20 protein-coding genes are annotated in these 24,916 nt (G+C 41.4%); 10 read left to right on the top strand and 10 right to left on the bottom strand.

What is annotated here, in order from left to right:
- Window positions 1-168 precede the first annotated feature (168 nt).
- Window positions 169-1,278 (top strand): polysaccharide pyruvyl transferase family protein, encoded by a 1,110-nt coding sequence (locus tag HUW48_RS14685; RefSeq protein WP_182411665.1) that lies wholly within the window; start codon window positions 169-171, stop codon window positions 1,276-1,278.
- Entirely contained in the window at window positions 1,275-2,660 is a 1,386-nt protein-coding gene (locus HUW48_RS14680; protein ID WP_182411664.1) for a Coenzyme F420 hydrogenase/dehydrogenase, beta subunit C-terminal domain, read from the top strand. The genes HUW48_RS14685 and HUW48_RS14680 overlap by 4 nt, the downstream gene beginning before the upstream one ends.
- A 174-nt stretch (window positions 2,661-2,834) precedes the next feature.
- Here HUW48_RS14680 and HUW48_RS14675 read toward each other — a convergent pair whose 3' ends face one another.
- The 3 genes from HUW48_RS14675 to HUW48_RS14665 all read right to left on the bottom strand — a co-directional run bounded on the left by HUW48_RS14675 (window position 2,835) and on the right by HUW48_RS14665 (window position 5,496).
- The gene (locus tag HUW48_RS14675; protein WP_182411663.1) at window positions 2,835-3,752 is read right to left on the bottom strand and encodes a glycosyltransferase family 9 protein; all 918 of its coding nucleotides are present in this window, start codon (window positions 3,750-3,752) and stop codon (window positions 2,835-2,837) included.
- Between the two features lie 58 nt (window positions 3,753-3,810).
- Complete coding sequence (locus tag HUW48_RS14670) at window positions 3,811-4,695, bottom strand: glycoside hydrolase 5 family protein (RefSeq protein WP_182411662.1); 885 nt, start codon at window positions 4,693-4,695, stop codon at window positions 3,811-3,813.
- A 240-nt stretch (window positions 4,696-4,935) separates the two neighbouring features.
- Entirely contained in the window at window positions 4,936-5,496 is a 561-nt protein-coding gene (locus tag HUW48_RS14665; RefSeq protein ID WP_182411661.1) for a hypothetical protein, read from the bottom strand.
- Window positions 5,497-5,670: 174 nt separating this feature from the next.
- Between HUW48_RS14665 and HUW48_RS14660 the strand changes: the two genes are divergently transcribed.
- On the top strand, window positions 5,671-6,684 hold the full coding sequence (locus tag HUW48_RS14660; RefSeq protein ID WP_182411660.1) for an acyl transferase: 1,014 nt from the start codon (window positions 5,671-5,673) through the stop codon (window positions 6,682-6,684).
- A gap of 160 nt (window positions 6,685-6,844) precedes the next feature.
- Here HUW48_RS14660 and HUW48_RS14655 read toward each other — a convergent pair whose 3' ends face one another.
- Both HUW48_RS14655 and HUW48_RS14650 read right to left on the bottom strand, forming a co-directional pair.
- Window positions 6,845-8,011 carry a sigma-54-dependent transcriptional regulator gene (locus HUW48_RS14655; RefSeq protein WP_182411659.1) on the bottom strand — a complete coding sequence of 389 codons (1,167 nt, stop codon included), beginning with the start codon at window positions 8,009-8,011 and terminating at the stop codon, window positions 6,845-6,847.
- A 368-nt stretch (window positions 8,012-8,379) separates the two neighbouring features.
- A complete protein-coding gene (locus HUW48_RS14650) occupies window positions 8,380-8,832 on the bottom strand; it encodes a YhcH/YjgK/YiaL family protein (RefSeq protein WP_182411658.1) in 453 nt (150 codons plus the stop codon).
- Window positions 8,833-8,988: 156 nt separating this feature from the next.
- On the opposite strand from HUW48_RS14650, the gene HUW48_RS14645 reads away from it, so the two are divergent.
- The 3 genes from HUW48_RS14645 to HUW48_RS14635 all read left to right on the top strand — a co-directional run bounded on the left by HUW48_RS14645 (window position 8,989) and on the right by HUW48_RS14635 (window position 13,512).
- Window positions 8,989-11,385 carry an endonuclease MutS2 gene (locus HUW48_RS14645; RefSeq protein WP_182411657.1) on the top strand — a complete coding sequence of 799 codons (2,397 nt, stop codon included), beginning with the start codon at window positions 8,989-8,991 and terminating at the stop codon, window positions 11,383-11,385.
- A 228-nt stretch (window positions 11,386-11,613) separates the two neighbouring features.
- On the top strand, window positions 11,614-11,979 hold the full coding sequence (locus HUW48_RS14640) for a hypothetical protein (RefSeq protein ID WP_182411656.1): 366 nt from the start codon (window positions 11,614-11,616) through the stop codon (window positions 11,977-11,979).
- Window positions 11,980-12,126: 147 nt separating this feature from the next.
- The gene (locus tag HUW48_RS14635; RefSeq protein ID WP_182411655.1) at window positions 12,127-13,512 is read left to right on the top strand and encodes a hypothetical protein; all 1,386 of its coding nucleotides are present in this window, start codon (window positions 12,127-12,129) and stop codon (window positions 13,510-13,512) included.
- 72 nt (window positions 13,513-13,584) lie between these two features.
- Here the strand turns inward: HUW48_RS14635 and murB are convergent, their stop codons facing one another.
- Window positions 13,585-14,601: a UDP-N-acetylmuramate dehydrogenase gene (gene murB, locus HUW48_RS14630; RefSeq protein WP_182411654.1), complete on the bottom strand. Its 1,017-nt coding sequence runs from the start codon at window positions 14,599-14,601 to the stop codon at window positions 13,585-13,587.
- Window positions 14,602-15,038: 437 nt separating this feature from the next.
- Between murB and HUW48_RS14625 the strand changes: the two genes are divergently transcribed.
- A complete protein-coding gene (locus HUW48_RS14625) occupies window positions 15,039-16,229 on the top strand; it encodes a THUMP domain-containing class I SAM-dependent RNA methyltransferase (RefSeq protein ID WP_182411653.1) in 1,191 nt (396 codons plus the stop codon).
- 88 nt (window positions 16,230-16,317) lie between these two features.
- On the opposite strand, the gene HUW48_RS14620 is transcribed toward HUW48_RS14625, so the two are convergent.
- Both HUW48_RS14620 and fmt read right to left on the bottom strand, forming a co-directional pair.
- Window positions 16,318-16,806, bottom strand: coding sequence for a dihydrofolate reductase (locus tag HUW48_RS14620; protein WP_182411652.1), 489 nt, complete (start codon window positions 16,804-16,806; stop codon window positions 16,318-16,320).
- Between the two features lie 167 nt (window positions 16,807-16,973).
- On the bottom strand, window positions 16,974-17,906 hold the full coding sequence (gene fmt, locus HUW48_RS14615; RefSeq protein ID WP_182411651.1) for a methionyl-tRNA formyltransferase: 933 nt from the start codon (window positions 17,904-17,906) through the stop codon (window positions 16,974-16,976).
- Window positions 17,907-18,400: 494 nt separating this feature from the next.
- Between fmt and HUW48_RS14610 the strand changes: the two genes are divergently transcribed.
- Window positions 18,401-19,615: an ABC transporter permease gene (locus tag HUW48_RS14610; protein WP_182411650.1), complete on the top strand. Its 1,215-nt coding sequence runs from the start codon at window positions 18,401-18,403 to the stop codon at window positions 19,613-19,615.
- Window positions 19,616-20,174: 559 nt separating this feature from the next.
- On the opposite strand, the gene HUW48_RS14605 is transcribed toward HUW48_RS14610, so the two are convergent.
- Window positions 20,175-20,990, bottom strand: a complete 816-nt coding sequence (locus HUW48_RS14605; RefSeq protein ID WP_182411649.1) for a mechanosensitive ion channel family protein — start codon at window positions 20,988-20,990, stop codon at window positions 20,175-20,177.
- Between the two features lie 57 nt (window positions 20,991-21,047).
- Entirely contained in the window at window positions 21,048-21,755 is a 708-nt protein-coding gene (locus tag HUW48_RS14600; RefSeq protein WP_182411648.1) for a peptidoglycan DD-metalloendopeptidase family protein, read from the bottom strand.
- Window positions 21,756-21,873: 118 nt separating this feature from the next.
- On the opposite strand from HUW48_RS14600, the gene HUW48_RS14595 reads away from it, so the two are divergent.
- Together HUW48_RS14595 and HUW48_RS14590 are read left to right on the top strand one after the other, a co-directional pair.
- Window positions 21,874-23,046 carry a ferredoxin--NADP reductase gene (locus HUW48_RS14595; RefSeq protein WP_182411647.1) on the top strand — a complete coding sequence of 391 codons (1,173 nt, stop codon included), beginning with the start codon at window positions 21,874-21,876 and terminating at the stop codon, window positions 23,044-23,046.
- Between the two features lie 50 nt (window positions 23,047-23,096).
- Window positions 23,097-24,827, top strand: coding sequence for a M3 family oligoendopeptidase (locus HUW48_RS14590; protein ID WP_182411646.1), 1,731 nt, complete (start codon window positions 23,097-23,099; stop codon window positions 24,825-24,827).
- Window positions 24,828-24,916: the final 89 nt, after the last annotated feature.

The following is a 24,916-nucleotide window of genomic DNA, read 5'->3' as shown; positions in this document are numbered from 1 at the left end:
GGATTATTCTTCTAAAAAATTTTGGTTAATTTAAGATAACCTAAACCGCAGTAAGAACGTTGGCAAGTTCCTACTTTGTGCGTAATTTAAAATTGCTATTCCTGGTTTAAGCAACCTATTTTGCCTCGTTCAACAGAGCGCTAAAAAAAACATATTTTTATAGATACCTTGGAGAATACTACAAATACATCTGTTTTAAAAGTTGGAGTTTTAACCTTTCATCGCTGTATTAATTACGGTAGTTATTGGCAGGCGCGTTGTTTAGCAGAGGGTATACAGGCACTTGGCCACAATGTTGTTATTTTAGATCATGATTCACACCGGGTAAATTTGCTGGAGTGGACATGTGCTTTTCAACCGGTTTTGCCTACTTCGGTGCCAAAATCTGATTACCCGCTTTACCGCGAGAAAATTCTTAAATTCTTTCGCATTTTTGATTCGCTGCCGCTTTCTAAAAGATTTGACTTAGAAAACCCGGATCACATGGAAAACTACGATGTAGTAGTAGTGGGGAGCGACGAAGTATGGAATTTATCGCATCCATGGTTTGGCGGTTGTTCATTGTTTTACGGCGATGGCCTAAAGGCAAAACGATTAGTTTCTTACGCGGCTAGTTTTGGCAATTACGATGCTACCTGGGGAATGGAACCAGCCTGGGCTGAAAAACTGCGCAATTTTAATAATATATCTGTGCGCGATGCCAACTCACAAGCCATTATTAAAAATGCACTTGGCTTTGAGCCTGAAATGGTTTTAGATCCTTGTCTGCAATTTCCGGTTCACCCGGATGCCCGGCCTTTAAACCACTTGCAGAAACCTTATATCGCCGTTTACGGTCATAATTTTACGGAATCGTTTGCCAGTGAAATTCGCCATTACGCAAATAAAAAAGGGTTGCCGCTCATAAGTATTGGGTACCGGAATGACTGGGCCGATGAACAATGGCTCACCGCCGATCCGCACGATTTTGCCAACTTTATGGCGCAGGCGGAAGCGGTAGTTACTAACTTTTTTCACGGTTGTGTTTTTGCCTTGCGCAATGCCAAACCTTTTGTTTGCGAAACTACTCCTTACCGGCGGTATAAATTACAAGGCTTAATGGCTAAAATTGGGGGCGAACATCATTTGATTCCGGAAGGAACACCCGCCCAGGTGTATGAGGCACGATTAAGTGAACCTTTAAACCCGGAAATTCTACAAAAAATTAATCAACTTCGTCAAACTTCCAACGCGTACCTTGATAGTGCTTTGGGAACAAAACAATTACAATTTGCATGAGTAAGCTGCTAAGCCCGAAAGATATTGTGCGCTCTGGTTTGTGTATTGGTTGCGGAAGCTGTGTAGCTCAAGCAAATAAGCCCGATGCACAAATGAGTTTTGATGATTACGGCCAATTAAAACCAAAAGGCTCTCCGGCCTGGTTTAATCAATCTTCTTTAAGTTTTACCCAGACTTGTCCGTTCTCGCCGGGAGCGCGTAACGAAGATTATCTGGCCAATAACCTTTACCCAACTGCTTCCCAGCAAGATGGGGCAATTGGTCGGTTTCAATCTGCTTACGTGGGCCACGTTGGGGAAGAAGATTTTCGATTACAGGGTAGTTCGGGTGGTATGGTAACCTGGGTAGCCACCGAATTAATGCGAAAAGGATTAATTGACGGAGTAGCCCACGTAATAGCCACTGAAGACCCGCAAGCTGATGGACGTTATTTTAAATACCGCATTGCCCGCACCGAAGCTGAAGTACGCGCGGGCGCTAAATCAAGGTATTACCCCATTGAGTTATCTGAAATATTAAAAACCATTCGCGAAGTCCCTGGTCATTACGCGGTGGTAGGTATTCCATGTTTTATTAAAGCCGTGCAACTTTTGCGCCGCGAAGATCCTATTTTCCGGGAACGTATCCGGTTTACGCTTGGGTTGTTTTGCGGCCACATGAAGAGCGCCCGTTTTGTGGAAAGTTTTGCCTGGCAAATGCAGGTGCCCGCTAACCAAATAGAAAAAGTAGAATATCGCCATAAAGACCCAAACCGGCCGGCCAATTGGTACAATGCCCGCCTTACTTTACGCGATGGGCAAGTAGTTAACCGCGATTGGTGGCATTTAGCTGACGGCGATTGGGGAGCAGGCTTTTATATGAACTCGGCTTGTAACTATTGCGACGATGTAGTAGCTGAAACGGCCGATGTAGCCTTTGGCGATGCTTGGGTAGAACCTTATTCTTCGGATGGGAAAGGAACGAACGTAGTAGTGGTACGATCTCCGTTGGTGCAGAATTTAATGGAAAATGCTATTGAGGAGGGGCGATTAGATTTAAAATCCGTAGATGCTGCTTTTGTGCAACAAACGCAAGCGGCCGGTTTCCGCCAGCGCCGCGAAGGGTTAGCTTACCGGCTCACCTGGAATAAGCGAGGTGTGCGGCCGCGTAAGCGGGTAGCGCCCGATGCTACTTCGCCTTCCCGGCACCGGAAGTTTATCTACCGGATGCGCTTTTACATTTCGGCTTGGAGTAATCGGGTATTTAAAATTGCCCGTCAGATTCAAAAACCACAGCTTTACTACAGTTGGGCCCGTTTAGCAGCGGCGGTTTACCACGGGTTAGCCTACCACCAAGGAAAATTCGCCGAAATGCGAAAACGCTACAGTGAGCTAAAAGCATAAAAAGCGGAGGGTAAAATCCTCCGCTTTTTATTTTATTAAAATCTAACTTTACCAGTTCCCGAAACTTTTGTGATAAAGGTTTATCCTGCGTCTTCGGTGTATGAACGGAAGAAACTTCCCCGCCTTCGCCTCATTTTAATAGTATAAGATTTTATAGGGAGTATTATATGGACATCACTTACTAAATTTTCTTAGCTCCTCTTTTATCCTTTGTATAACTCCTGCACAATCTCCCGGTTGTGTTTGCCGGAATAATTGCATCGTTGGATACCAGGGACTATCTTCCCGGTTTTCCATCCATCGCCAGTCGGCTTCAGCGTGCAGTAAGGTCCATACGGGGACTCCTAAGGTTCCTGCTAAATGCGCCGGCATAGAATCAACGGTTATTACAAGATCTAAACCCCGGATAACCCGCGCATAATCCTCTAAACTAAAATTGCCGAGGTACACGCCTAAGGTTCCATCCCAACCATTAGCGGGAGCATCGGCCTGAAGAATATAAAACTGAATATTTTTTAACCCGGCTAAAGGTTTTAGAAAAGAAAATGGTAATGACCGGCGTTCGTCCCAATCGCCTGCTTTCCAAACAAGACCAACTTTGGGTAATCCGTTTTCTGATGGTAGAGGTAGCGGCTCCGTGTGCAAGTAAGGTATTCGGGAAGGAATTGTGGCTAGGGTTGTACGGAAGATATGGGGTAATTCCATAATTTCCACATCTACATCGTAGTCGGCTTCGGGAGTACCATCGTGTAACGGTAGCAGTTGATCAATGCCGGTTACGGTTTTCAAAAGCGGAATTAAGGGTGCTTGCGCCCAAACGATCACCTCCTTAGCTATTTCTTTTACTAGTGGCATGTACCGGATAAACTGAATAGTATCCCCTAAGCCATGGTAGCATCGCACCAATACGCGCTTGCCCGCAAGAGGGGTACCATCCCAGATATATTGAAAGTGCCGGGGCCAATGCCAACAAGGCTGCCCCGCGCGGGATTTCAAATCTTGATCACTTTTTTTCCAGGCTTCGTCAAAGTTTCCCCGTTTCATGTGATACATCCACAAATCGGGGGTTGCTTCCTGAACTTTCTGACTCATTTAAATTAACTTACCGTAGGAATTTATAACCGTTTGCTTAAAAAGTAAAAAGTAAATTCTAAGCGTAACGGCGCATCATGGTAACGCAGAAATCGGCAAACTCTTCTATGTTTTGAGGCGGACTGGTATGGTGCGGCTGAATTCCTTTAGATTCGGGAGTAAAGCAAAAGGTAACCGTTAAATCAAACTCTTCCAGTTTTTTCATTACATGGTCAAACCAAACTTCCGCGTTAGGGCGTAACCAGTCGGCCCAGCTTAACCCCGTCCGTAAACGTTTTACGCCTAACTTACGCAGCCAGTTAATAGCATCATCTAATCGGGGATCTTCAAAATGAAACCATTGACAAATACCAAATTCGGGAGTATAATCCGAGAAATGTTTTAAGGAGAGCTTCGGCGATCCATCTTCGCGTAAAAGGCCCATGTGAAAATGACGGTAATAGGACGAACCTTCGGCTTCACGGTGACGGGTGGTGGCTTCCCAGGTTCGTGGTAAATCGTATAAGCTGTACCAATGCGCACGCGCTACGCGCCCCATTAATAATTCAGCCGTCCGCTGAAGTCCAAACTCCTGTACTTCTTCTGCTCCAAAACTCGAAATACCTACTTCGGTAACCCAAACGGGCAAAGGAGTAACAGCTTCAATTTCGGCAATTTTGGCGGGCCATTCGTGAATCTGCCAAAGGTTCCAGTCGAGTGGAAAACCGTGTACAGCTACGGCATCCAGATTTTCGAGGGCACCGTAATTCGTTAATCTTTGAATAAAAAAAGGGTCAATGGGAGAAATCCCCCCTAATACGCGTAAAATGCCCGGGTTTTCGGCTTTAACTGCTTCCGCAGCCATTTTTACCATTTCTGCGTAAATGCGCCATTCAGGATCCAAAATAGGGTCCCAGTGTGATTTGTTGTTTGGTTCGTTCCAGAATTTAACGGCTTCAATCATATAATGCGAGTAGTTCTATTTTATTACCGGATACACTGTACGGGGTTAAGGTCGGGCAGTTCGGCGAGGCGACAAATATAATTTACTTTTTTGGGATGTAAGGTGTTTTTAGAAGGTAAGCCAGTTATTCTGTAGCAGGCTAAAGTGGTAAAAAAACTTAATTTTATAATATGTGATTAAACAAAAATGCCACCCTTTAGCAGAGTGGCATTTTATATTTCAGTATAACAAAAAAGTAAATTATTGAAAAAGGGCTACTTCGTCGGTGGTGATTTTATTACTTAAATGCAGTTGTTTATCTACAATATACACTTCAAACTTAACTATGTCACCTGGTACAAAATTCCGACCGGGCCGAATTACAATGCCATAATTTAAATCACCTTCCAAAGGACCCGTACGGCCATCCGGCGCCAAGGGGAAAAAACGCCCATTTAAACCACCCGCACTCGGAAACTGAAATTCTTCAAACTGGCCATTTCGTTTGACAAACATTTTGATGAAGTAGTTATAAAAAAACTCTCCCTGCGGTACAACCGGTCCATTCGGAACCAATGGCCCGGTTGGATTAAAGGGCGGTTGATTATCTGCATCCGTAAGACCTAAATCCCCATCTCCGTCTTCGAACCGTATAATAACTACTATCGAATCTTTAGGTTGACCATTTTCCGTGAAATGATACGGTACTACTTTCTTAAAACTAATATTGGGTTCAATCGGAAATTTAGGTGGAGTATGGCAAGACCATAACGCGCCGGTAAGCAGAAGCAGTAGAGAAAAAATAGATAAAGTGTTTTTCATTCTATTTAAGAAGTACGATTTACGTTGTAAGTTATAAGTTTAAACTATATTATATTTTAGTTAAGAAAGACTTTTCTGGTACTTAATTAATTGTATGGTTTATTAATGCAGAAACCCAACTAAATTTACTAAGATTTTAACGATTGGAATAGGTAATTGTTTTATAGCCCCTGAATGGATTTTAAACAAAATTTTAAGTATCAGCTTCATTCTCAAATCCCTACCCGCAAAACAGATTTTGAAGAACGGGCATTCGCTTTATTTCAGTATCAGGTACGCCATAATGCGGTTTACCAAGCTTATGTTACCGGATTAAAAATTAAACCTGAATCGGTAAAATCACTAACCCAAATTCCTTTTCTGCCGATTGAGTTTTTTAAAACGCAAACGGTACAAACGGATACTTTCAAACCCGAAACTATTTTCCTCAGCAGCGGTACAACGCAGGCCGAACGGAGCCGACATTTACTGTTAAATTTAGCTTTTTACCTAGATAACACTAAATTACTGTTCGAGAGCCAATACGGTAAACTTACCGATTACGTATTTTTAGCTTTATTACCCTCTTATATAGAGCAAGGAAATTCGTCTTTGGTTGCAATGGTCGATTATTTTATGCAAAAATCTGGTCAAACAGAACCCGGTTTTTTTCTGCACGACCAAAATGCTTTGTTAAAGTCGCTTCGGCAAGCAAAACAGAGTGGCAAAAAAGTAATTTTGTTTGGCGTAACTTACGCTCTCCTCGACCTGGCTGATTTTGTTCAAGAGAATAATCAAACCAGTTTGTTTCAAGATGTTATTTTAATGGAAACCGGCGGAATGAAAGGCCGCCGCCGGGAAATGATTAGAAGTGAATTGCACGCATTGTTGCAGCAAGCTTACGGGCTAAATTCCATTCACTCAGAATACGGCATGACCGAGTTGTTGTCGCAGGCTTATTCCAAAGGGCAGGGAGTGTTTCAATGTCCGCCAACCATGCAAATTGTACTGCGCGATCCAAATGATCCTTTAGACCGGAATCCAACTTTACAAACCGGGGGAATCAACATTATCGACTTAGCCAACGTAGATTCCTGTGCTTTTATCGAAACCAAGGACTTAGGTAAGCTATATCCGGATGGCTCTTTTGAAGTACTGGGTCGATTCGATAATTCAGATATTCGGGGTTGTAATTTAATGGTGAGTTAAGGTTTGTTTAATTTAAGACTTCCTGATAAGTTATAAAAAGAAAAGTCCTTCAAGAGGAAAATTCTTAACTGGCTGGTAAAATAGATTTCTCCTGAAGGACAATTATGATGGAAAATTTACTTTTTTCTAAACCTAATAATAAGTAATGATCAATCAGCAACTAAGAAACTGCTGGTCGGGCGAACGAGCGGGCATCTTCTTCCGAAATTTCGTCGTCGCTCATAATTACCAAGCGTTCCACCACGTTGCGTAATTCCCGGATATTTCCGCGCCAATCTAGTTGCTGCAGAAAGGCAAGAGCGGCAGGGGAAATACGTTTAGGTTTTGAACCATAATCGCGGGCTATGTCGGCCAGAAACTTCTGTATTAAATCCGGAATGTCTTCGCGGCGTTCATTTAGAGGAGGAACGTGAATAAGAATAACGCCTAACCGATGGTAAAGGTCTTCGCGGAAATTTCGTTCTTCAATTTCCTTTAAAAGGTCTTTGTTCGTAGCTGCTACTACCCGCACATCCACCGAAATTTCTTTTTCGCCGCCTACCCGGGTAATTTTGTTTTCCTGCAGTGCCCGCAATACTTTGGCCTGAGCAGATAAACTCATATCGCCAATTTCGTCGAGGAAAAGAGTGCCGCCATTGGCTTGCTCAAACTTACCAATCCGTTGTTTAACCGCCGAAGTAAATGAGCCTTTCTCGTGGCCAAACAATTCACTTTCGATTAGCTCGCTGGGTATGGCGGCGCAGTTTACTTCTATCATGGGCCCGCTAGAGCGGTTACTTTTTTCGTGCAATTGGCGGGCAACCATTTCTTTACCTGCCCCATTAGGACCAGTAATGAGCACCCGGGCATCGGTTTGGGCTACTTTATCAATGGCGCGGCGCACTTTTTCCAAAGCCGGAGAGTTGCCAACCATCTCAAAGTTTTTAGAAATTTTTTTCTTTAAAACTTTGGTTTCGGTAACCAGGTTTGCTTTATCCAAAGCGTTGCGTACAGTTACCAGTAGCCGGTTTAAATCCGGTGGTTTCTGCAGAAAATCATAGGCTCCTTTTTTAGTAGCATCTACCGCTGTATCAATGGTGCCGTGGGCCGAAATCATAATAAAAGGCACATCCGGCGCAACCTCCCGGGCACGTTGCAGTACTTCCAGCCCATCCATTTTGGGCATTTTTATGTCGCAAAGTACTACATCGTATTTGTTTTTGCCCAGTTGATCTAACCCTACTTCACCGTCTGCGGCTTCGTCAACGGTGTAACTTTCGTACTCCAGAATTTCTTTAAGGGTACTACGAATGCTGCGTTCGTCATCTATAATCAGAATTTTAGGCATGCTAAGTTTCTATGAAATTGTCTTTAATAACGTATTTTAATTGTAAAACAGGTACAGGTAATAGGGCATTAATAATCAGCTAATTTAAAGGTTTAATTTTTCAAAAATAGCCTTCGACTTGCCAGCAATTGAAATAAGATTAATTTTTAATCCTATTGTAAAACTTTAGGTACACCTTAGATTCATTTTGGCAATGTTTATTTAATCATTTGCGGCTGCCTAAGCCTTTAAAATAGAAATGGCTTATATCTTAAGTAAAAGGATAAAATTCCAGCCTTATGGCGGAAGTATATTTACCGTACTAAGCAGAAATAAAGCTTATAACAAACAAAGGAGTCTGGTATCTACTCTCTTGATCCTTCTATTTTTTACTTTAACGCTATCTTAAAAACTATTTTTCTTACTTTTTCGGCGGTAGCTAATGGAGCGTGCGTGTCTTCGGGGTAAAAAATTACAAAATGCTGCTCCGGTACTTCCAGCCATATCTTCGGCTGATCGCCATAAAATATAACCTCCCGCTCAGTAGTATACGGTTCGGTTATGTTTTGGCAAGCGGCAATATCCTGCCAGCCCATCCAATCGGTACCTCCTAATACAACTTGTATATCAATGTACTTTCGGTGCGATTCCAGACGAGCTTGCTCGCGCCCGCCAAAACCATAGTCATCTGACACAATAGCAAATACTTCGTCGCCCCGCAGCTCGTGCTTGCCGGTAGGTAACAACATCATATCCTGTTGCTGAAGAAACTGAAAAGCTACAGCAAAATCAGGGTGCAGGGCATTGTAGCGGGAGGCATTATTTAAATGATCAAAAATCATAGCTTTGTAAATTAATGAAATATAAAACAGAAATTTTAATGCAATAAATCAGGTTACCGGAAAATGGTTGAATTTATAGCGAAAACCAAATAAATCCGGAACATAATACCTGCCTATAAACGTTACATAAGGTTACAAAACATAATTATATAAGCTTTGATTTATCCTCAGAATTTTGAGCAAAAAATAGGTTTTACCCAAATCCGGGAAATTCTGGCCGAAGCCTGTTTAAGCGCTTTAGGTCGGCAGTTTGTGGCCCGGATGCAATTCTTAACCCGGCACGATCTTATCCATAAGCTCCTGGAGCAAACTCATGAATTTAAAAGTCTATTAGCCGCCGATGCCGACTTCCCGACGCAATATTATTTTGATGTTACGGAAGCATTAAACCGGGCCGCTATCGAAGGCAGTTTTCTGGATGTTGCTTCTTTCTTTCAGATTAAAATGTCACTCCGGACTATTCGCCAGGCTTTAGGCTTCTTTTACGAGTCAGAAGATGGTTTGTATCCGTATTTAAAAAGTTTAGGCGCAAACATTGAAATTGATAAAAAGTTAACGATTAACCTGGATAAAGTAGTAGATGATAATGGTGCGGTTAAAGATTCGGCTTCACCGGCCCTTGGTCGTTTAAAAGGGGAGTTAATCCAGCAACAAGGCATATTGCGGAAGCAAATTCAAAGCATTTTGCGCCACGCCAAAAACGAAGGCTGGACTCCCGGCGATGCCGAACCGACTATCCGGAGTGGCCGCATAGTTATACCGGTAGTAGCCGAATTTAAACGTAAGATAAAAGGCTTGATTCACGATGAGTCAACAACCGGTCAAACCGTTTATATTGAGCCAGATGTGGTGTTTGGATTAAACAATGACATTAAGGAATTAGAGAATGCTTATAATCGGGAATTAATCCGGATTTTAACTGAATTAACTACTCTTTTACGAGGCTTTATACCAGATTTGCGCAAAGCCTACCAGTATTTAGGTTTAATGGATTTTATCCGGGCTAAGGCTATTTTTGCTAATCGTACCGAATCTACTTTACCTGTATTGCATAAACAACCCCGCGTGGCTTTTAAAGAAGCGCGGCATCCGTTGTTGTATTTAACCTTACAAGCCCAGCAGCGCACTATTGTACCGCTCACTATTAATTTAGACAGAGAAAAGCGTATTTTGGTTATTTCGGGTCCTAATGCCGGTGGAAAATCGGTGGCTCTTAAAACTGTTGGTACGCTGCAGTATATGGTGCAATGCGGTCTTCTGATTCCGGCAGCAGAAGGTTCGGAAGCAGGAATTTTCGAGAACTTGTTCATCGATATTGGCGACGAACAATCCATTGAAAATGATTTAAGTACCTACAGCTCGCACCTGCAAAACATGAAGCAGTTCGTGTTGTTTGCCGATAAAAAAAGTTTGGTCTTAATTGATGAATTTGGTACCGGAACCGAACCGCAACTAGGTGGCGCCATTGCCGAAGCGGTGTTAGAAAAATTAAATGAAAACCAGGCTTACGGCGTTATAACTACCCACTATACGAACTTAAAAAACTTTGCGGAGCGTACTCCCGGCATTGTGAACGGGGCGATGCGTTACGACCCGAAAGAGTTACAACCGCTTTACCAATTAGATATTGGCAAACCAGGTTCTTCTTTCGCAATTGAAATTGCCCGTAAAATTGGATTACCTAAAGAGATTGTGCATAAAGCCAGTAAGTTGGTAGGTAAAGACAAAATTAAGTACGATCGCTTGCTGGAAGAACTGGAAAACGAGAAGAATATTTTCGAAAAAAGAAACCTGGAATTAGAAACCCAGGAACGCAAGTTACGGGCTTCGGCCAAAGAATATACCGAGTTAAAGAAACACATTGAAGAGAATAAAGATGACATTCTACGGGAAGCTAAGCTGAAAGCAAAGGTTTTACTAAAGGATACTAACAAGCAGATAGAGGCCACTATAAAGCAAATAAGGGATGCCAATGCCGAGAAAGAAACTACCAAGCAAGCCCGTCAGGATTTAGAGCAATTTGTAGAGAAGGAGTTAAAGCTGGAACAAAGGGCTGTATTACGGACAGGCATTGGCAGCAAAGCTCTGCAACCTGGTGATAGAGTTGGTTTAATCGGTCAGGAATCTGTAGGCGAAATTGTAGCGGTTAAAGGAAATACGGCCGAGGTTCTTTTCGGAGATTTAAAATCAATCGTAAAAATAGCTAACCTGGAAAGGGTAGAGGGTTCGGTTAAAAAAGCCAAAAAAGAAAAAGAAGCCGTTACTTCTGGTTATGCCCGCGGTTTGGACCTTACCCAGCGGATGTCGGATTTTAGTACCAATTTAGATGTACGCGGCGAACGGGCCGAAGATGCTTTAACCCGTGTAATGAGTTACCTGGATGATGCTGTGATGTTGGGGATACCGGAAATAAAAATAATTCATGGTCGTGGTAACGGTATTTTAAAGCAAACCATTCGGGATTACCTGCGCTCGCAACGCGAAGTAGCCAGTATCAGCGATGAACATGTTGAGCGGGGCGGCGATGGTGTTAGTTTGGTAGTGCTCAAGTAATTTCAGCATATAGTTTTATTAAAAAAGCTTCTTTCAGGTATTGAAAGAAGCTTTTTTTATGAGTTGAGATTAAGTTATACAAACCAACAGTTTTGCGGTTCTTAACTTTAAGGCTTTCAATCATCTTAAACAACTAAATTTAAATTATAAAGGTAGAAGTTGATTTTATCTTCCTTAAGTTTGCGAAAACTTAAAAGAGCTAGACCTAAACTTCTTAAAAGAAAATTCGTGAAAAATTGCTTTCTGTTTTTCATGGCCTGGTTTTTTGGCTTGCTCCTGGTGCAGGTAGGCGAGTTTTATCAGCCGGATTTTGAATTTGCAGTAGTAGAAGCTTCCAGTGGATTAGTACCGGAGGTAAACGTTGCTCATTGGCAATTAAACTTGCCGTGTATGCAGGGTATAACAGTATGTTATTTACCGAAAGCCGCTAATCCCACCCATGAATTAAGTAAGTTATGGAAAGAACCGGTTGCTGTTCAGTTCTTTACTTGCCAATTTGCTGCTTTTCTAATTAAGTTCAGGGAAAATACCTTTACCCTCAAATGTTTACCAAGTCTCCCGCTTTATTTATTTAATCGCATTTTACGATTATAGATTCTTACCTGCTTTTTCTCTTTTCTTATTTTCCAGTTCAGCATTTTCTACTTACCCGGATTATTCTAAAAAATTAGGGAAAATCCTGTGCTTCCTAAACAATTCCATTCCGGGGCATTTACTTTTATCCATAAGATTAATTACATAATGAAAAAATTACTATTCTCCCTGTTTGGTGCCACTTTTATTGCCGGTACGTTACAAGCGCAAACCGATTCGACGCAGCAAGCTACGGTAACTAAATCAGTCACTTCAATTAGAAATTCAACCTCTGAAGATAAACCTTTAAAGTTTAACCTTAACGAAAGTGGTACGCACTACTTTCAGGCTACTTTTTTAAACCAGGTCTGGTTTCGATACAACGAGAGCAATCCGGGTACTACAGTTCAAGGTGAGCCGGCCGCCCGTACTTTCGATATTGGCTTAAGGCGTACCCGCATGCAACTGTTCGGACAAATTTCGGATCGGGCTTTTTTGTATTTTCAGTTTGGGCAAAACAACTTCAATTTTAATTCTCAAATAGCCGGTAACCGTAAAATAGCCGCTTTCTTCCACGATGCCATGGGGGAGTACCACCTTACCAATGGTAATCAATTAAAAGTAGGAGGTGGTTTAACCATTGCAAATGGCTTGTCGCGTTTTTCGCAGCCCAGCATTAGTACTTTGTTGGCTTTAGATGCCCCGGTTTTTGCGCAGGCTACTGTAGACCAAACCGATGAGTTTGCGCGCAAGCTAAGCCTTTTTGTGCGTGGTCAAATTGGTAAATTCGATTACCGGGCGGTTATTAGTGATCCATTTCCTATTTATACCAATGGCAGCACCCCAGTAGCAGGCCCTAACGCTACCTTTTCCGGACGTAGCCATCATAAGCAATACCAGGGTTATCTGGCTTATAACTTCTGGGAAACGGAAGGCCATAACACGCCTTATATGACCGGCACGTATTTAGGCAAAAAGAAGGTATTAAATTTAGCTGCGGGTATAATGAGCCAAAAAAATGCCCTCTGGACCAAAGAAGTGAATGGCTCTACCAAATTGCATAATATGTTGCTCTGGTCTGCCGAAGCATTTATGGATACACCATTGAATACGGACGCCGGTACTGCTTTAACGGCTTACCTAGGTTATTATAATTACGATTTTGGCCCTAATTACATCCGGACCGTAGCTCAAATGAACCCAGCCGATGCAATTTCCATTAATCCGAATGTTAGCCTGGTAAGCGGGGGCGGTAACGGATTCCCGATGATGGGAACCGGTAATATTATGTACGGTCAATTAGGCTATTTACTAAACAAAAATCTATTGGGTGAAGGCCGTGGTCAGTTACAGCCGTATGCTACCTTTTACCGCGCTAATTTCGACTTATTAAATGATCCGGTAAATGTGTATGATCTGGGAATTAATTACCTGATTACCGGCCATAAAGTAAAACTCTCTTTCGATTACCAGAACCGGCCTTATTTTAATACCAATAACCAGGTGAATGGCCGCCGGGGAAGCTACATTACCCAATTGCAGTTATCTATTTAGAAATTCCGTTGTTGTACTGTTTAGTTAAAAAGTCCGTTGTGCTGCAGCGGACTTTTTTTATTTTCAATCAACTTAAATAATGTTTACCTCCGGATGCAGTTGAATCCCGAACTTCTCTTGCACGGAATGAATGATTTGATGAGCTAGTTCTTTTACCTGATTACCCTGAGCCCCGCCGTAGTTTACAAGTACTAAAGCCTGATCTTTATGTACACCATACGTATCATAACGACGTCCTTTCCATCCCGCTTGTTCTATTAACCATCCCGCGGGTACTTTTACTTTACCAGGGGTAGTAGGATAACTCGGAATACCAGGATATTGCTTTTGCAACTCCGTAAACTGAGTTATTAGTATTTCCGGATTTTTAAAAAAGCTGCCCGCATTTCCTATTTGAGCGGGATCGGGCAGTTTACTACGGCGGATTTGGCAAACAGCTTCGCTAATCACTTTGGGGTTTAGATTTTCTACTTGCATACTTGCCAGAGTTTGGGTGATAGCGCCGTACGAAGTATTAAAAATTGGTTTCTGGTGCAGACGTAAGGTTACACTTACTACAATGTACTGCCCCTTTAATTCATTTTTAAAAATACTTTCGCGGTAACCAAACTTACACTCTTCGGCATTAAACAATTTTAACTCGCCGGTGGCAATATGAACCGCCTCCAGGTTTTCGAATACATCTTTTAATTCAACACCGTAAGCACCAATATTCTGTAATGGCGCCGCTCCAACAGTTCCCGGAATCAACGATAAATTCTCCAGCCCTCCTAATCCTTGCTCGATGGTATAAAGTACGAATTCGTGCCAATTCACCCCACTACCCGCTTTCACTAAAGAATAATCATCGTCTAAACGGGTAACCTCAATGCCTTGAATATTGTTTTTCAGAATTACTCCGTCAAAATCCCGGGTAAATAAAACATTGCTGCCGCCGCCTAAAATTAGCTTGGACAATTGCTGTACCTCGGGAAGTTGCAACAATTCCTGCAGTTCGGTAACATTCGAAAATGAAGCAAAGTAACGTGCTTTCACTTCCATCCCGAAAGTATTATAAGGTTGAAGCGATATGTATTTCTGTAATTCCATAATAAAGGTTCCCTTGCAAAAGTACGGATTATACGTACTCTATACTAAGCTTATTGACTTGGATTAATATCCTTAGATTTAGTAAAAACAGCCAGATTGATTTTGCTAAAGAGACTAGTATTTACTTTTTAACCAGATGTAAAATTTTTACTATAATAACATATAGTATTGTAAATCAATTAGGTTAGTGGATAAAATTTAAATGATTACTTTTAATTAAAATTGATGTGTATTAAACCTTTTTTAGATCTGGATATTGGTTTATAATGTTTCTTTTAGTTAAATATGAATGTAGCAACTAGTCTAAAACTTAGGAAAGTAAGTACTTATCCGTTTACATCCGCTTTAACAGCAGTAGCAAAATGGGTGAATAACTGGGTTAAGGTTTCTTCCGGATGAAATTAATTTTGCACCTTTACAGCTTAATTATTTTATTAATGACTACTCACTCTGCTTCTTTACCTACTCCCACTCCTTACCTGGCAACTACCTTATTCGGTTTAGAAACAATTTTGGCGCAAGAGCTGGAAGCACTCGGCGCTCAAAATATCCGGATTGGTAACCGGGCAGTGGAGTTTGCCGGTGATAAACGGCTGCTATACCAAGCCAATATCTGGTGCCGTACGGCCATTCGTATTTTAAAGCCTTTTCGCACGTTTACCGCCCGCGACGAGCGGGATTTATACCGGCAGGTGAGTAAAATTAATTGGTTCGATTATATCCGTTCGGATCAGACATTTGCTATTCAGAGTGTGGTAAGCCAATCTACCTTCGATCATTCGTTGTTTGTATCGCAGTTAACAAAAGATGCGATTGTCGATCAGTTTCGTCAGCGTACCGGGCAACGGCCTTCAGTGAATGTAGAACAACCGGATATTCGTTTAAATTTACACATGCACGAAAACAGGGTAACTATGTCGTTGGATGCTTCTGGCGATTCGTTACACCGCAGGGGGTATCGGTTGCAGACCAACGTTGCTCCCTTAAGTGAAGTATTAGCCGCCGGAATTTTGTCGTTAACGGGTTGGGATAAAAAAGTACCTCTCATAGACCCGATGTGCGGCTCCGGAACATTTTTAACCGAGGCAGCCCTTATGGCGCATAATATTGCTCCCGGACTTTACCGGCCAAATTATTTTGGTTTTATGAATTGGCCCGACTTCGATGAGAATTTATACCAACAAGTATTAACCGAAGCAAAAGCGGCTCAACTTCCCGATGCAGAAGTGGAAATTGTAGGGTCGGATATAGATAAAGATTACATAGAAGCAGCCCGGAATAACATTACGCATGCCGGTCTGGAAGATTACATCCGGGTGCGGGTGCGGGATTTAAAAGATGCGCAGGGCATTGGTGAGAAGGGTATAGTATTAGTAAATCCACCTTACGGTGAGAGAATTAACCCGGATAACCTAAATCAATTGTATAAGTTAATTGGCGATACGTTTAAAACTAATTTTGCGGGTTACGATGCTTTTGTTTTTACCGGAAACCTGGAAGCCGCCAAGCATATTGGCCTGAAAACTTCCCGCCGTATTCCGCTGTACAATGGCCCAATTGAATGCCGCTTGCTGAAGTACGAATTATATCGGGGTACCCGTAAGCAAGTAGCTCTTGAGCAAAATTAATTAATCAGGTAAGATTCTTATCAGCTTGCCTAATCAAACCTCTTAAAATTGGGAGCTTGTTTTCGATTAGTGTTTACTTATAAAAGTTTCAACCCACTCGTTGCAACTTTAGAAAGCTATAAGAATACTTGTTTTTTTCGTCGGGTTCAAAATCCTGCCGATTTACTTCCTGCCATTCCTCCGGATTTATTTCCGGATAATACGTGTCGCCCGTAAATTTTTCGTGAATCAAGGTTAAAAACATGGTATCAATGTAAGGTAGGGCTTGTTGCAGGATTTCGGCTCCTCCAATAATAAATATATCCTTATTTATCTTCTGGGCGGCTTCAATGGCGGCTACTACATTGTTTACTACTATACAGTCTGGTTGCGTGTAATCTGATTGCCTAGTTATTATAATGGAGGTACGTTGGGGTAAAGGTTTACCGATAGATTCAAACGTTTTCCGGCCCATAATAATAGGATGCCCAATCGTAACTGATTTGAAATATTTTAAATCGGCGGGTAAATGCCAGGGCAATTGGTTCTGGTAGCCAATTACGCGGTTCTCCGACATAGCAAAAATAGAGGCAATCATCTTTTAATGGGTGAGCTTTAGAAAATTTGATGAATGAATAATAACGAAAAAAGAATAAGCGATTTAGTAAATCAATAACTGAATGAATAGATTATAAAGGAGACTGCCGTATGGAAACTAGTAAAAGTAAAAATGGAATCTTCTCCTTTTTAATTTCTACCATTCCTTTATTGGATTTTATATCCGCGGAGCAGTTCGTCGATGCGCATTCGTTTTTTGCCTTCTAGTTGCAGGTCCGTGATACTTAAAACTCCCTGACCGGTAAAAAAATGTAAATAAGTTTTATTATCGGTTCGGTACGAACCAGGTTCTTGCTCGTTCTCACCCGTTGATTCGGGTAGAACCTGAGCGCGGTAAATTTTAAAAATTTTATCATTTAAGGTAGTCCAGGCACCGGGAAAAGGAGATAAGCCCCGAATAAAATTGCGAATTTGACCCGCAGATTGCTGCCAGTTTATCTCGCAGGTTTCTTTAAATAATTTGGGTGCTTCTTTTAGTTCTATGGCTTGTGGCTGCGGTTGCGGCTGCACATTTCCTGATTCTATAGCTTTAACAGTTTGTAGGGCCAGATCGGCACCTACATGTTTTAATTTGCCGTAAAGCAAACCAAAATCATCTTCTTCCTGAATACTAATTTTCTCCTGTAGTAAAATATCGCCGGTATCTATTTGATGACACAGGAAAAAAGAAGTTACGCCGGTTTCTTTTTCGCCATTTATTAAAGCCCAATTGATAGGAGCAGCCCCGCGATAATCGGGCAATAAAGAAGCATGAATATTAAAAGTGCCGAGCGCCGGCATACTCCAAACTACTTCGGGTAACATCCGGAAAGCCACAATAATCTGTAGGTTTGCCTGGTAGCTACGTAACTCCTCCAGAAAAGCTTCGGATTTTAAGTTGGTTGGTTGCAGTACCGGAATACCTTGCGAAACAGCATATTCTTTTACCGGTGAATGTGTTAGCTTCAAGCCACGGCCAGCCGGTTTATCGGGAGCCGTAAGCACGGCCACTACCTGGTAATGATTTTCTACCAGTTTTTGGAGCGTAGGTACGGCAAAATCGGGCGTACCCATAAAAATAATTCTTAAGTTCTGTGGCATAGTACTTATTTCAAAATACGGGTAAATAAAAAATGATAGCGGTCTTTCAATAAATGACCAAAGAACTGGTATTAAATTACCTCAAATTTATGCTTCGGATTTGACCGTTAAAATTTTTTCTGCAAGGTAGGTGTACCAGTCAGGTTATTAAAGAATTTAGGAAATAATATATCGGCTAGCGGTAAGTCTCGATAAGATATAGTATAAAATTTACTAAATAATGGAGCTGTACAATAGGTACTGGTTATTTACCATTAAGTATTTAATGGTTAAAAACGTTTAATAACTGCTTTCTATTTAAAGAATAATTTAATAAACAAAAATTTTAGATGCTATACCCGAAACTTTCGGAATTGTTTGCGTAGGAAGAGGCGGATTAGTTGCTCAACCTGAAACCCAAAGTGTGGAGAACTTAGAATTACCTTTTTACTTAAATTTTAACGTTTCTTTATAAGTAAATATTCGTACCTATATTTGTCGCATAAAACATACGCGTGAACATTTCTAAATATATATCCCGCAAAATTGGTGGTACCGGTGGCGATTCTTTTACCTCCTCGGTTACTAAAATTGCCATAATTAGCATAGCGGTAGGATTAGCCATTATGATCGTTTCATTTGCTATTTTGCAAGGCTTCCGAAACGAAATTCAACGGAAAATTTTCTCCTTTGGGGCCCATCTGCAAATTAGTAAGTACGACACCAACAATTCTTTCGAAGGCAAACCTATTAACACCAACGCGGTAGTTAAAAATTTAAAAGGCATACCCGAAATTCAGCATTATCAGCCTTACGCTTTTAAAACTGCCATTATTAAAACCGACGAGGAAGTTTACGGCGTGGTATTAAAAGGTGTGGATAAAAACTACGACTTTAAACCCATGCAGCAAAACCTGGTGGCGGGTAAAGTAATTACCTTTTCGGATTCGGCGGCTACCAATGATATCATGATCAGCAACCAGGTAGCTAGTAAGTTGCGCATTAAACTAGGAGATAAAGTAAGCTTCTTTTTTATTCAAAATCCCCCGCGGGCGCGGCGTTTTACCGTTACCGGGATTTTTAAAACGGGTCTGGAGGAATTCGACCAGGTATATGTTTTAGCCGATATGCAGCACATCCGGGATTTAAATAAATGGAGCGATACCGTAGTAACCGGCTACGAAATTATGCTGAAAGATTTTAACAAAATAGATACGGTGGCTGCTACGGTTTTTAACCGCATGAACTATGATTTACAACTCGAAAAAGTTACCGATCAATACGCCCAGCTATTTGACTGGATGAAGCTCCTGAACCAAAACGTAATCATCTTTCTTATCCTGATTATTTTTGTGGCCACTTTTAACATGGTTTCTTCCATATTTATCATGATTCTGGAACGAACCAACATGATTGGTTTACTAAAAGCTTTAGGAGCTACTGATCCTCAAATAAGGCAGGTTTTCTTTTTTAAGGGCTTGCAATTAACTTTAAAAGGGCTGATTTACGGTAATTTAATCGGGTTAGGCTTTTGTGCCATTCAATATTTTACTAAAATCATTCCCCTCGATCCGGAAAATTACTATATGGATACCGTGCCAATTGCCTGGAGTCCGGGAATTATAATCATTTTAAATGTTATAACTCTGGTACTTACCATGATGGCTATTATGATTCCTACTTACATGATTTCCAGAATAAAACCAGTAACAGCCATTCGGTTTGATTAATTAGTCCATAGTCGATGGTCCACAGTCCATAGACCATAGTTCATTGTCCACGGAGCTTAATTTCAATTAAATTGGGTTCGTTGGTCAGCAGGTACACGGAAACAATTAAAATGTAGCAGCAATAAATATGGCTCGGAAGTTACTTCTGTGCCTTTCCTCCTTAAACTGGTAAATTGATGGGCAAACAAGGGCGCTTTACAAAGTAACGAAGGTATTCTGAGAACAAGGCACAGAAGTAACTTCCGCGCCATAGTGTTTCTTTAGATTTAGAATTTAATTAAATCTTATTCGGCTTTTCTTTCCTTCTTTTCTTACCTCCTTCAAACAACGTTCTGATACTTCAAAATGGGGAAAGTGAATGATTAGAAACTAAAAGAAATATTATTCCAACTAATATTATCAACCAACCTCCAACTATATTTAAGCTTTTGTCGCGGTGTATCCTTATGATAGCTTTATCTTCTATTAGATCCTCAGTTTTTATTTAGAGAGTTCCCTTTCCATTTTATTAATTATAGCCAACTATCAGCTAAACTATTGCCCATGGACTATCGACCAATTACTTACCTGGCAAAGCAGGTTCGCGGTAGGCAATACTGATTCCGTTTTTCTCGAAAGCTGTCCGAATCCAATCGTGTAAATCATTGGTTATTCCCCCAACATTTCCGCGTGCGGCCCAAACCCGGGTAAAAATATTAACGCCTAAATCTGTATTCTCAGTAACAACTTGCGGGGCAGGCTGCGTCAAAATTCTGGAATCGGCCGAAATAATCTGAGTAATTAATTCTTTCGCTAAGATAATGTTGTTACCATAATGCACCAATATGCGAACATCAGCCCGCCGGTTACTTTCCACATCAAAGTTAACGATGGTACTCGAAGCCAAAGGACCGTTGGGAATATAAATGGTCTTATTATCGGAAGTTTTAATAACTGTATTTAGAATATTGATCAGGTTTACATTACCGGCTACACCCTGCGCTTCGATGTAGTCGCCTACTCGGAAAGGTTTTAAAGCCAGTATTAATACTCCACCCGCAAAATTGGCCAAACTTCCCTGTAAAGCCAAACCAATTGCCAAACCCGCCGACCCTAACACCGCGAAAATGGAAGTCATTTCCATACCCAATTGCCCTACAACAGCAATAAGCAGCAGAATTTTTAAGGATACATTTAAGACATTGCGGAGGAATGGCCGGAGCGATGGGTCTACGTGGTGCACTATCATTTCGCGGTCCAGGAACTTTACGATCCGGTTTAGAACCCATAAGCCAATAAACAGCAACAGCATGGCTACAAAAAAACGGGCACCGTACGTAATAAAAAAAGTAGTTAACGTTTCGCGGTATTTATTAAAATCGAATAGGCCATTCATAAATTATTAATTAAAAATGCTTTTTTAGAGTAATGAAGCCTTTTACGCAGCTAAAGCTTAAAAAGCTGCTAAATATTGGCTTTGCAAAATAAGATTCGGATCTAAGCAAATCTGCGCAAAAGCTGCTTTCTCGTCCCTGCTGCAAACACCCGGAAAATCCCCGTACCGTCCCTGCATATCAGTAATAATCTGAAAATGAAGGTGCGGTGGCCAATCGCCGTTTTCGGGATAGGTGCCAATGCTAGAAAATTGCTGGTTTTTATCAATGGCTTGCCCTACTTGTAAGTTAGTTAAAGAAGAGCGGCTCAGATGACCATAAAGCGTATAAAAACTATAATTTTCTAGAGAGTGTTGTAAGATTATCGTCGGCCCGTAATCCCCGAAATGAGCATTATCAGCAAACGAATGAACTACTCCTGCCAAAGGAGTCAGAACCGGAGTGCCGGCAGGAGCCCAAACATCTACCCCTAAATGAATTCTCCGGTCCTTTTGATTTTCTGTAAACAAGGCGCTTCGCCGGTAAATAATTCTATCTTCCAGGTAGCCACCTACGCCTATACTTGCCCCTTTTTCTTGCAGCATTTGGGTTATGATAAAGTTAAACTGCCCCGTATTTGTTAAAATCTGGTTAGCCAATAAGGAATTATGAGCTGTAAAATCTAAACGGCAAACAGTAGAAGCATTCAAATCAATAGGTAAAACAGGCACAAAGGAATTTTGATATTTTAGGAGCAGGGCCGAAGGAATAATGGAATTAGCAGACATAAGCGATAAATTACCGCCTGAATTTAAAAAAAATTAAACCTTTAAATCAAAAAGCAGTTTACCATTCGTTTATTGGTAATTGCAGCAGGTAAAATTACCTTTGCGGAAAGAATTAATTATGAGTCAACCTAACCTCTTTTTGAAGGTGGTGGCTATTACTTCGGAAACGTCGGATGCCATAACCATTCATTTAGAACATCCCGATAAAACTGCCATTCCTTACCAAGCAGGTCAGTTTTTAACTTTAATTGTACCTATTAACGGTAAAAAAGAACGCCGGGCATATTCGTTGTGTAGTTCCCCGTCTGAACAGCCCCGACTCTCTGTTACGGTAAAACGGGTAGCCGGCGGCTTACTTTCTAATTACTTATTAAATAAATTAAAAGTAGGCGACACCCTGGAAGTATTGGCACCCATGGGTAATTTTAACTTCGTGCCCGATGCTACTTTTAGCCGAACCATTGTATTAATTGGCGCGGGTAGCGGCATTACGCCCCTGATGTCGATTGCTAAATCGGTTTTGCAGCAAGAACTTAACAGTCGAGTGTTACTTATTTACGGCAATCGAGACGAAAGCTCGGTAATCTTTAAAGAGCAATTAAAAGATTTAGAAAGCCAAAATCCCGATCGGTTTAGAGTTACGCATATTTACAGCCAATCATCCGATAGCACTTCAGCTAAAAGTTCCGGATCTTTTTTGAGTAAATTATTTGGTAAAAGCAAAAATAAAGAAGTGTCCACTGTTATACCAGAGGAGGCACTCGCTTATTATACCGGTCGGTTAAATCAAACCATGCTGATTAAGATTTTGGAAAATCTGCAAGTATTAGATTTACCGGAGACGTACTATTATATGTGTGGCCCCGAAGGTTTTATGCAAGAGGCTAAAGCGGCTTTACAGATTTTACACGTACCTGCTACCCAGGTTTTCAAAGAAAGTTTTGTCAGTTCTGGCCACAATGCGGCGGATGCAGGGGCCGGAATAACGCTGGTAGTAGGGGAACCGAATGAAATTCAAGACCAAATTGTAACGATAATTTACGAAGGCAGTGAATACAAGGTGGAAGTGCCCCAAAGCGAAACCATTTTAGAAGCGGCCCTTAACCAGGATATTGATTTACCTTTTTCCTGCCAGGCAGGCTTATGTACGGCTTGCCGGGGTAAATGCCTATCGGGTAAGGTGCATTTAGATGAAAGAGAAGGTTTGTCGGATGCGGAAATGGCCGAAGGTTACGTTTTAACTTGTGTAGGTCACCCGCTTACGAATGATGTGATAATTGAAATTAGTTAAATGGAAATTTACCAGCGCCATTAACTTTGATTTTATAACAATTGAAAGCCATGAATGAAACTACCTCAACCATAGAAATACCAAAGCGCCCCCAGCGCCTTTTTATACCCGAACAATTTGAATTGAAAGAATGGAAAACGTTAGAACCTTACCTGCAGGAATTGCAGAACCGACCTATCCATTCCGCTGCCGAACTGGAGAAATGGATGTTAGACCGGAGTGAACTGGAAAGTATTTTCGGCGAAGAAATTGGTTGGCGTTATATTCGGATGACCATTGATACCCAGAATGAAGCTGCTACGGAAGCATTTCAGTATTTTGTTACCGAAATTGAACCCAATGTAGCGCCCTACGACCATGCGCTTAATCAGAAATTAATGGAGTCGCCTTACCTGGCCGAACTTGACCAGGAAAAGTACCGCATTTATTTACGCTCGGTGCGCCGGCAACTTGAAATTTTCCGGGAAGAAAATATTCCTTTAAAAACCGAAATAACCACCAAGCAACAACAATACGCGGCAATTACCGGTGCCATGACCGTCACCTTAGACGGCCAGGAAATGACTTTACAACGGGCAGCCGATCGTTTAAAAAGTTTAGACGAAAACGTACGGCGGGAGACCTACCTGGCCATTCAGGACCGGCGCCTGCAGGACAAAGAGCAACTGGATGATTTATTCTCGGAGCTCACCCAATTACGCCACCAGGTAGCCATAAATGCTGGTTACTTTAATTTTCGCGATTACATGTTTGCCGCTTTAGGCCGGTTTGATTACACGGCTCAGGATTGCTTTGATTTTCACGCCGCCATCCGGCAATACGTTGTACCGTTGAATGATGAATTAGACAAACAACGCAAATCAGCCTTACAACTAAATGTACTTAAACCTTGGGATTTAGACGTAGATGAATCGGGCAAGCCACCCTTAGAACCTTTTAAAACCGGCGATGAATTACTAGCCAAAACTATTCAGTGTTTTTATGCCTTAGATCCTTTTTTAGGTGATTGTTTGGTTACGATGCAGCAAATGGGGCACTTAGATTTAGAGTCTCGTAAAGGCAAAGCACCAGGTGGCTACAATTATCCTTTAGAGGAAATTGGAGTACCGTTTATTTTTATGAATGCTACTTCCTCGTTGCGTGACGTAGTAACCTTGTTGCACGAAGGCGGTCACGCGGTGCATTCTTTTTTAACGCGCATGTTACCTTTAAATGCATTTAAGCAAACGCCTTCTGAAGTGGCCGAATTAGCTTCCATGTCGATGGAGTTAATTTCGATGGATCATTGGGGTTTGTTTTTTTCGGATGCAGATGAATTACGGCGAGCTAAGAAAATGCATCTGGAAAGCGTTTTAGAAACTTTCCCGTGGGTAGCCACTATTGATAAGTTTCAGCATTGGGTATATGAAAATCCGAATCATACTTTAGATGAGCGCCACGCCAAATGGGTAGAAATATTCGATGACTTTAATCAGCACGAAGTAAATTGGGCAGGACTGGAGCATATAAAGCCTTATATCTGGCAGAAACAATTGCACCTCTACGAAGTACCTTTTTATTACATCGAATATGCCATGGCGCAATTAGGAGCCATTGCCGTCTGGAAAAACTTTAAAGAAAATCCGAAAGAGGCTTTGGATGGCTATAAGAATGCTTTGAAACTGGGTTATACCGCTTCCATTGGGGAAGTATACGCCGCCGCCAACATTAAATTTGATTTTTCTGACGAATACATCCAAAGCCTGACCGACTTTGTACGGCAGGAAATGGCGAAGCTTTAGTTAGTAGTTGTAGGTTGTTAGTTGTTAGTTTGATAATAAGTTTAACTAATTTAGCTGATACTTACCATGTATAGCGGTGGATTTAAACC

Source organism: Adhaeribacter radiodurans, from assembly GCF_014075995.1.
GTDB lineage: Bacteria > Bacteroidota > Bacteroidia > Cytophagales > Hymenobacteraceae > Adhaeribacter > Adhaeribacter radiodurans.
Note: the sequence above shows the minus strand (reverse complement) of the source record. Positions and strands in the feature narration are given on the sequence as shown.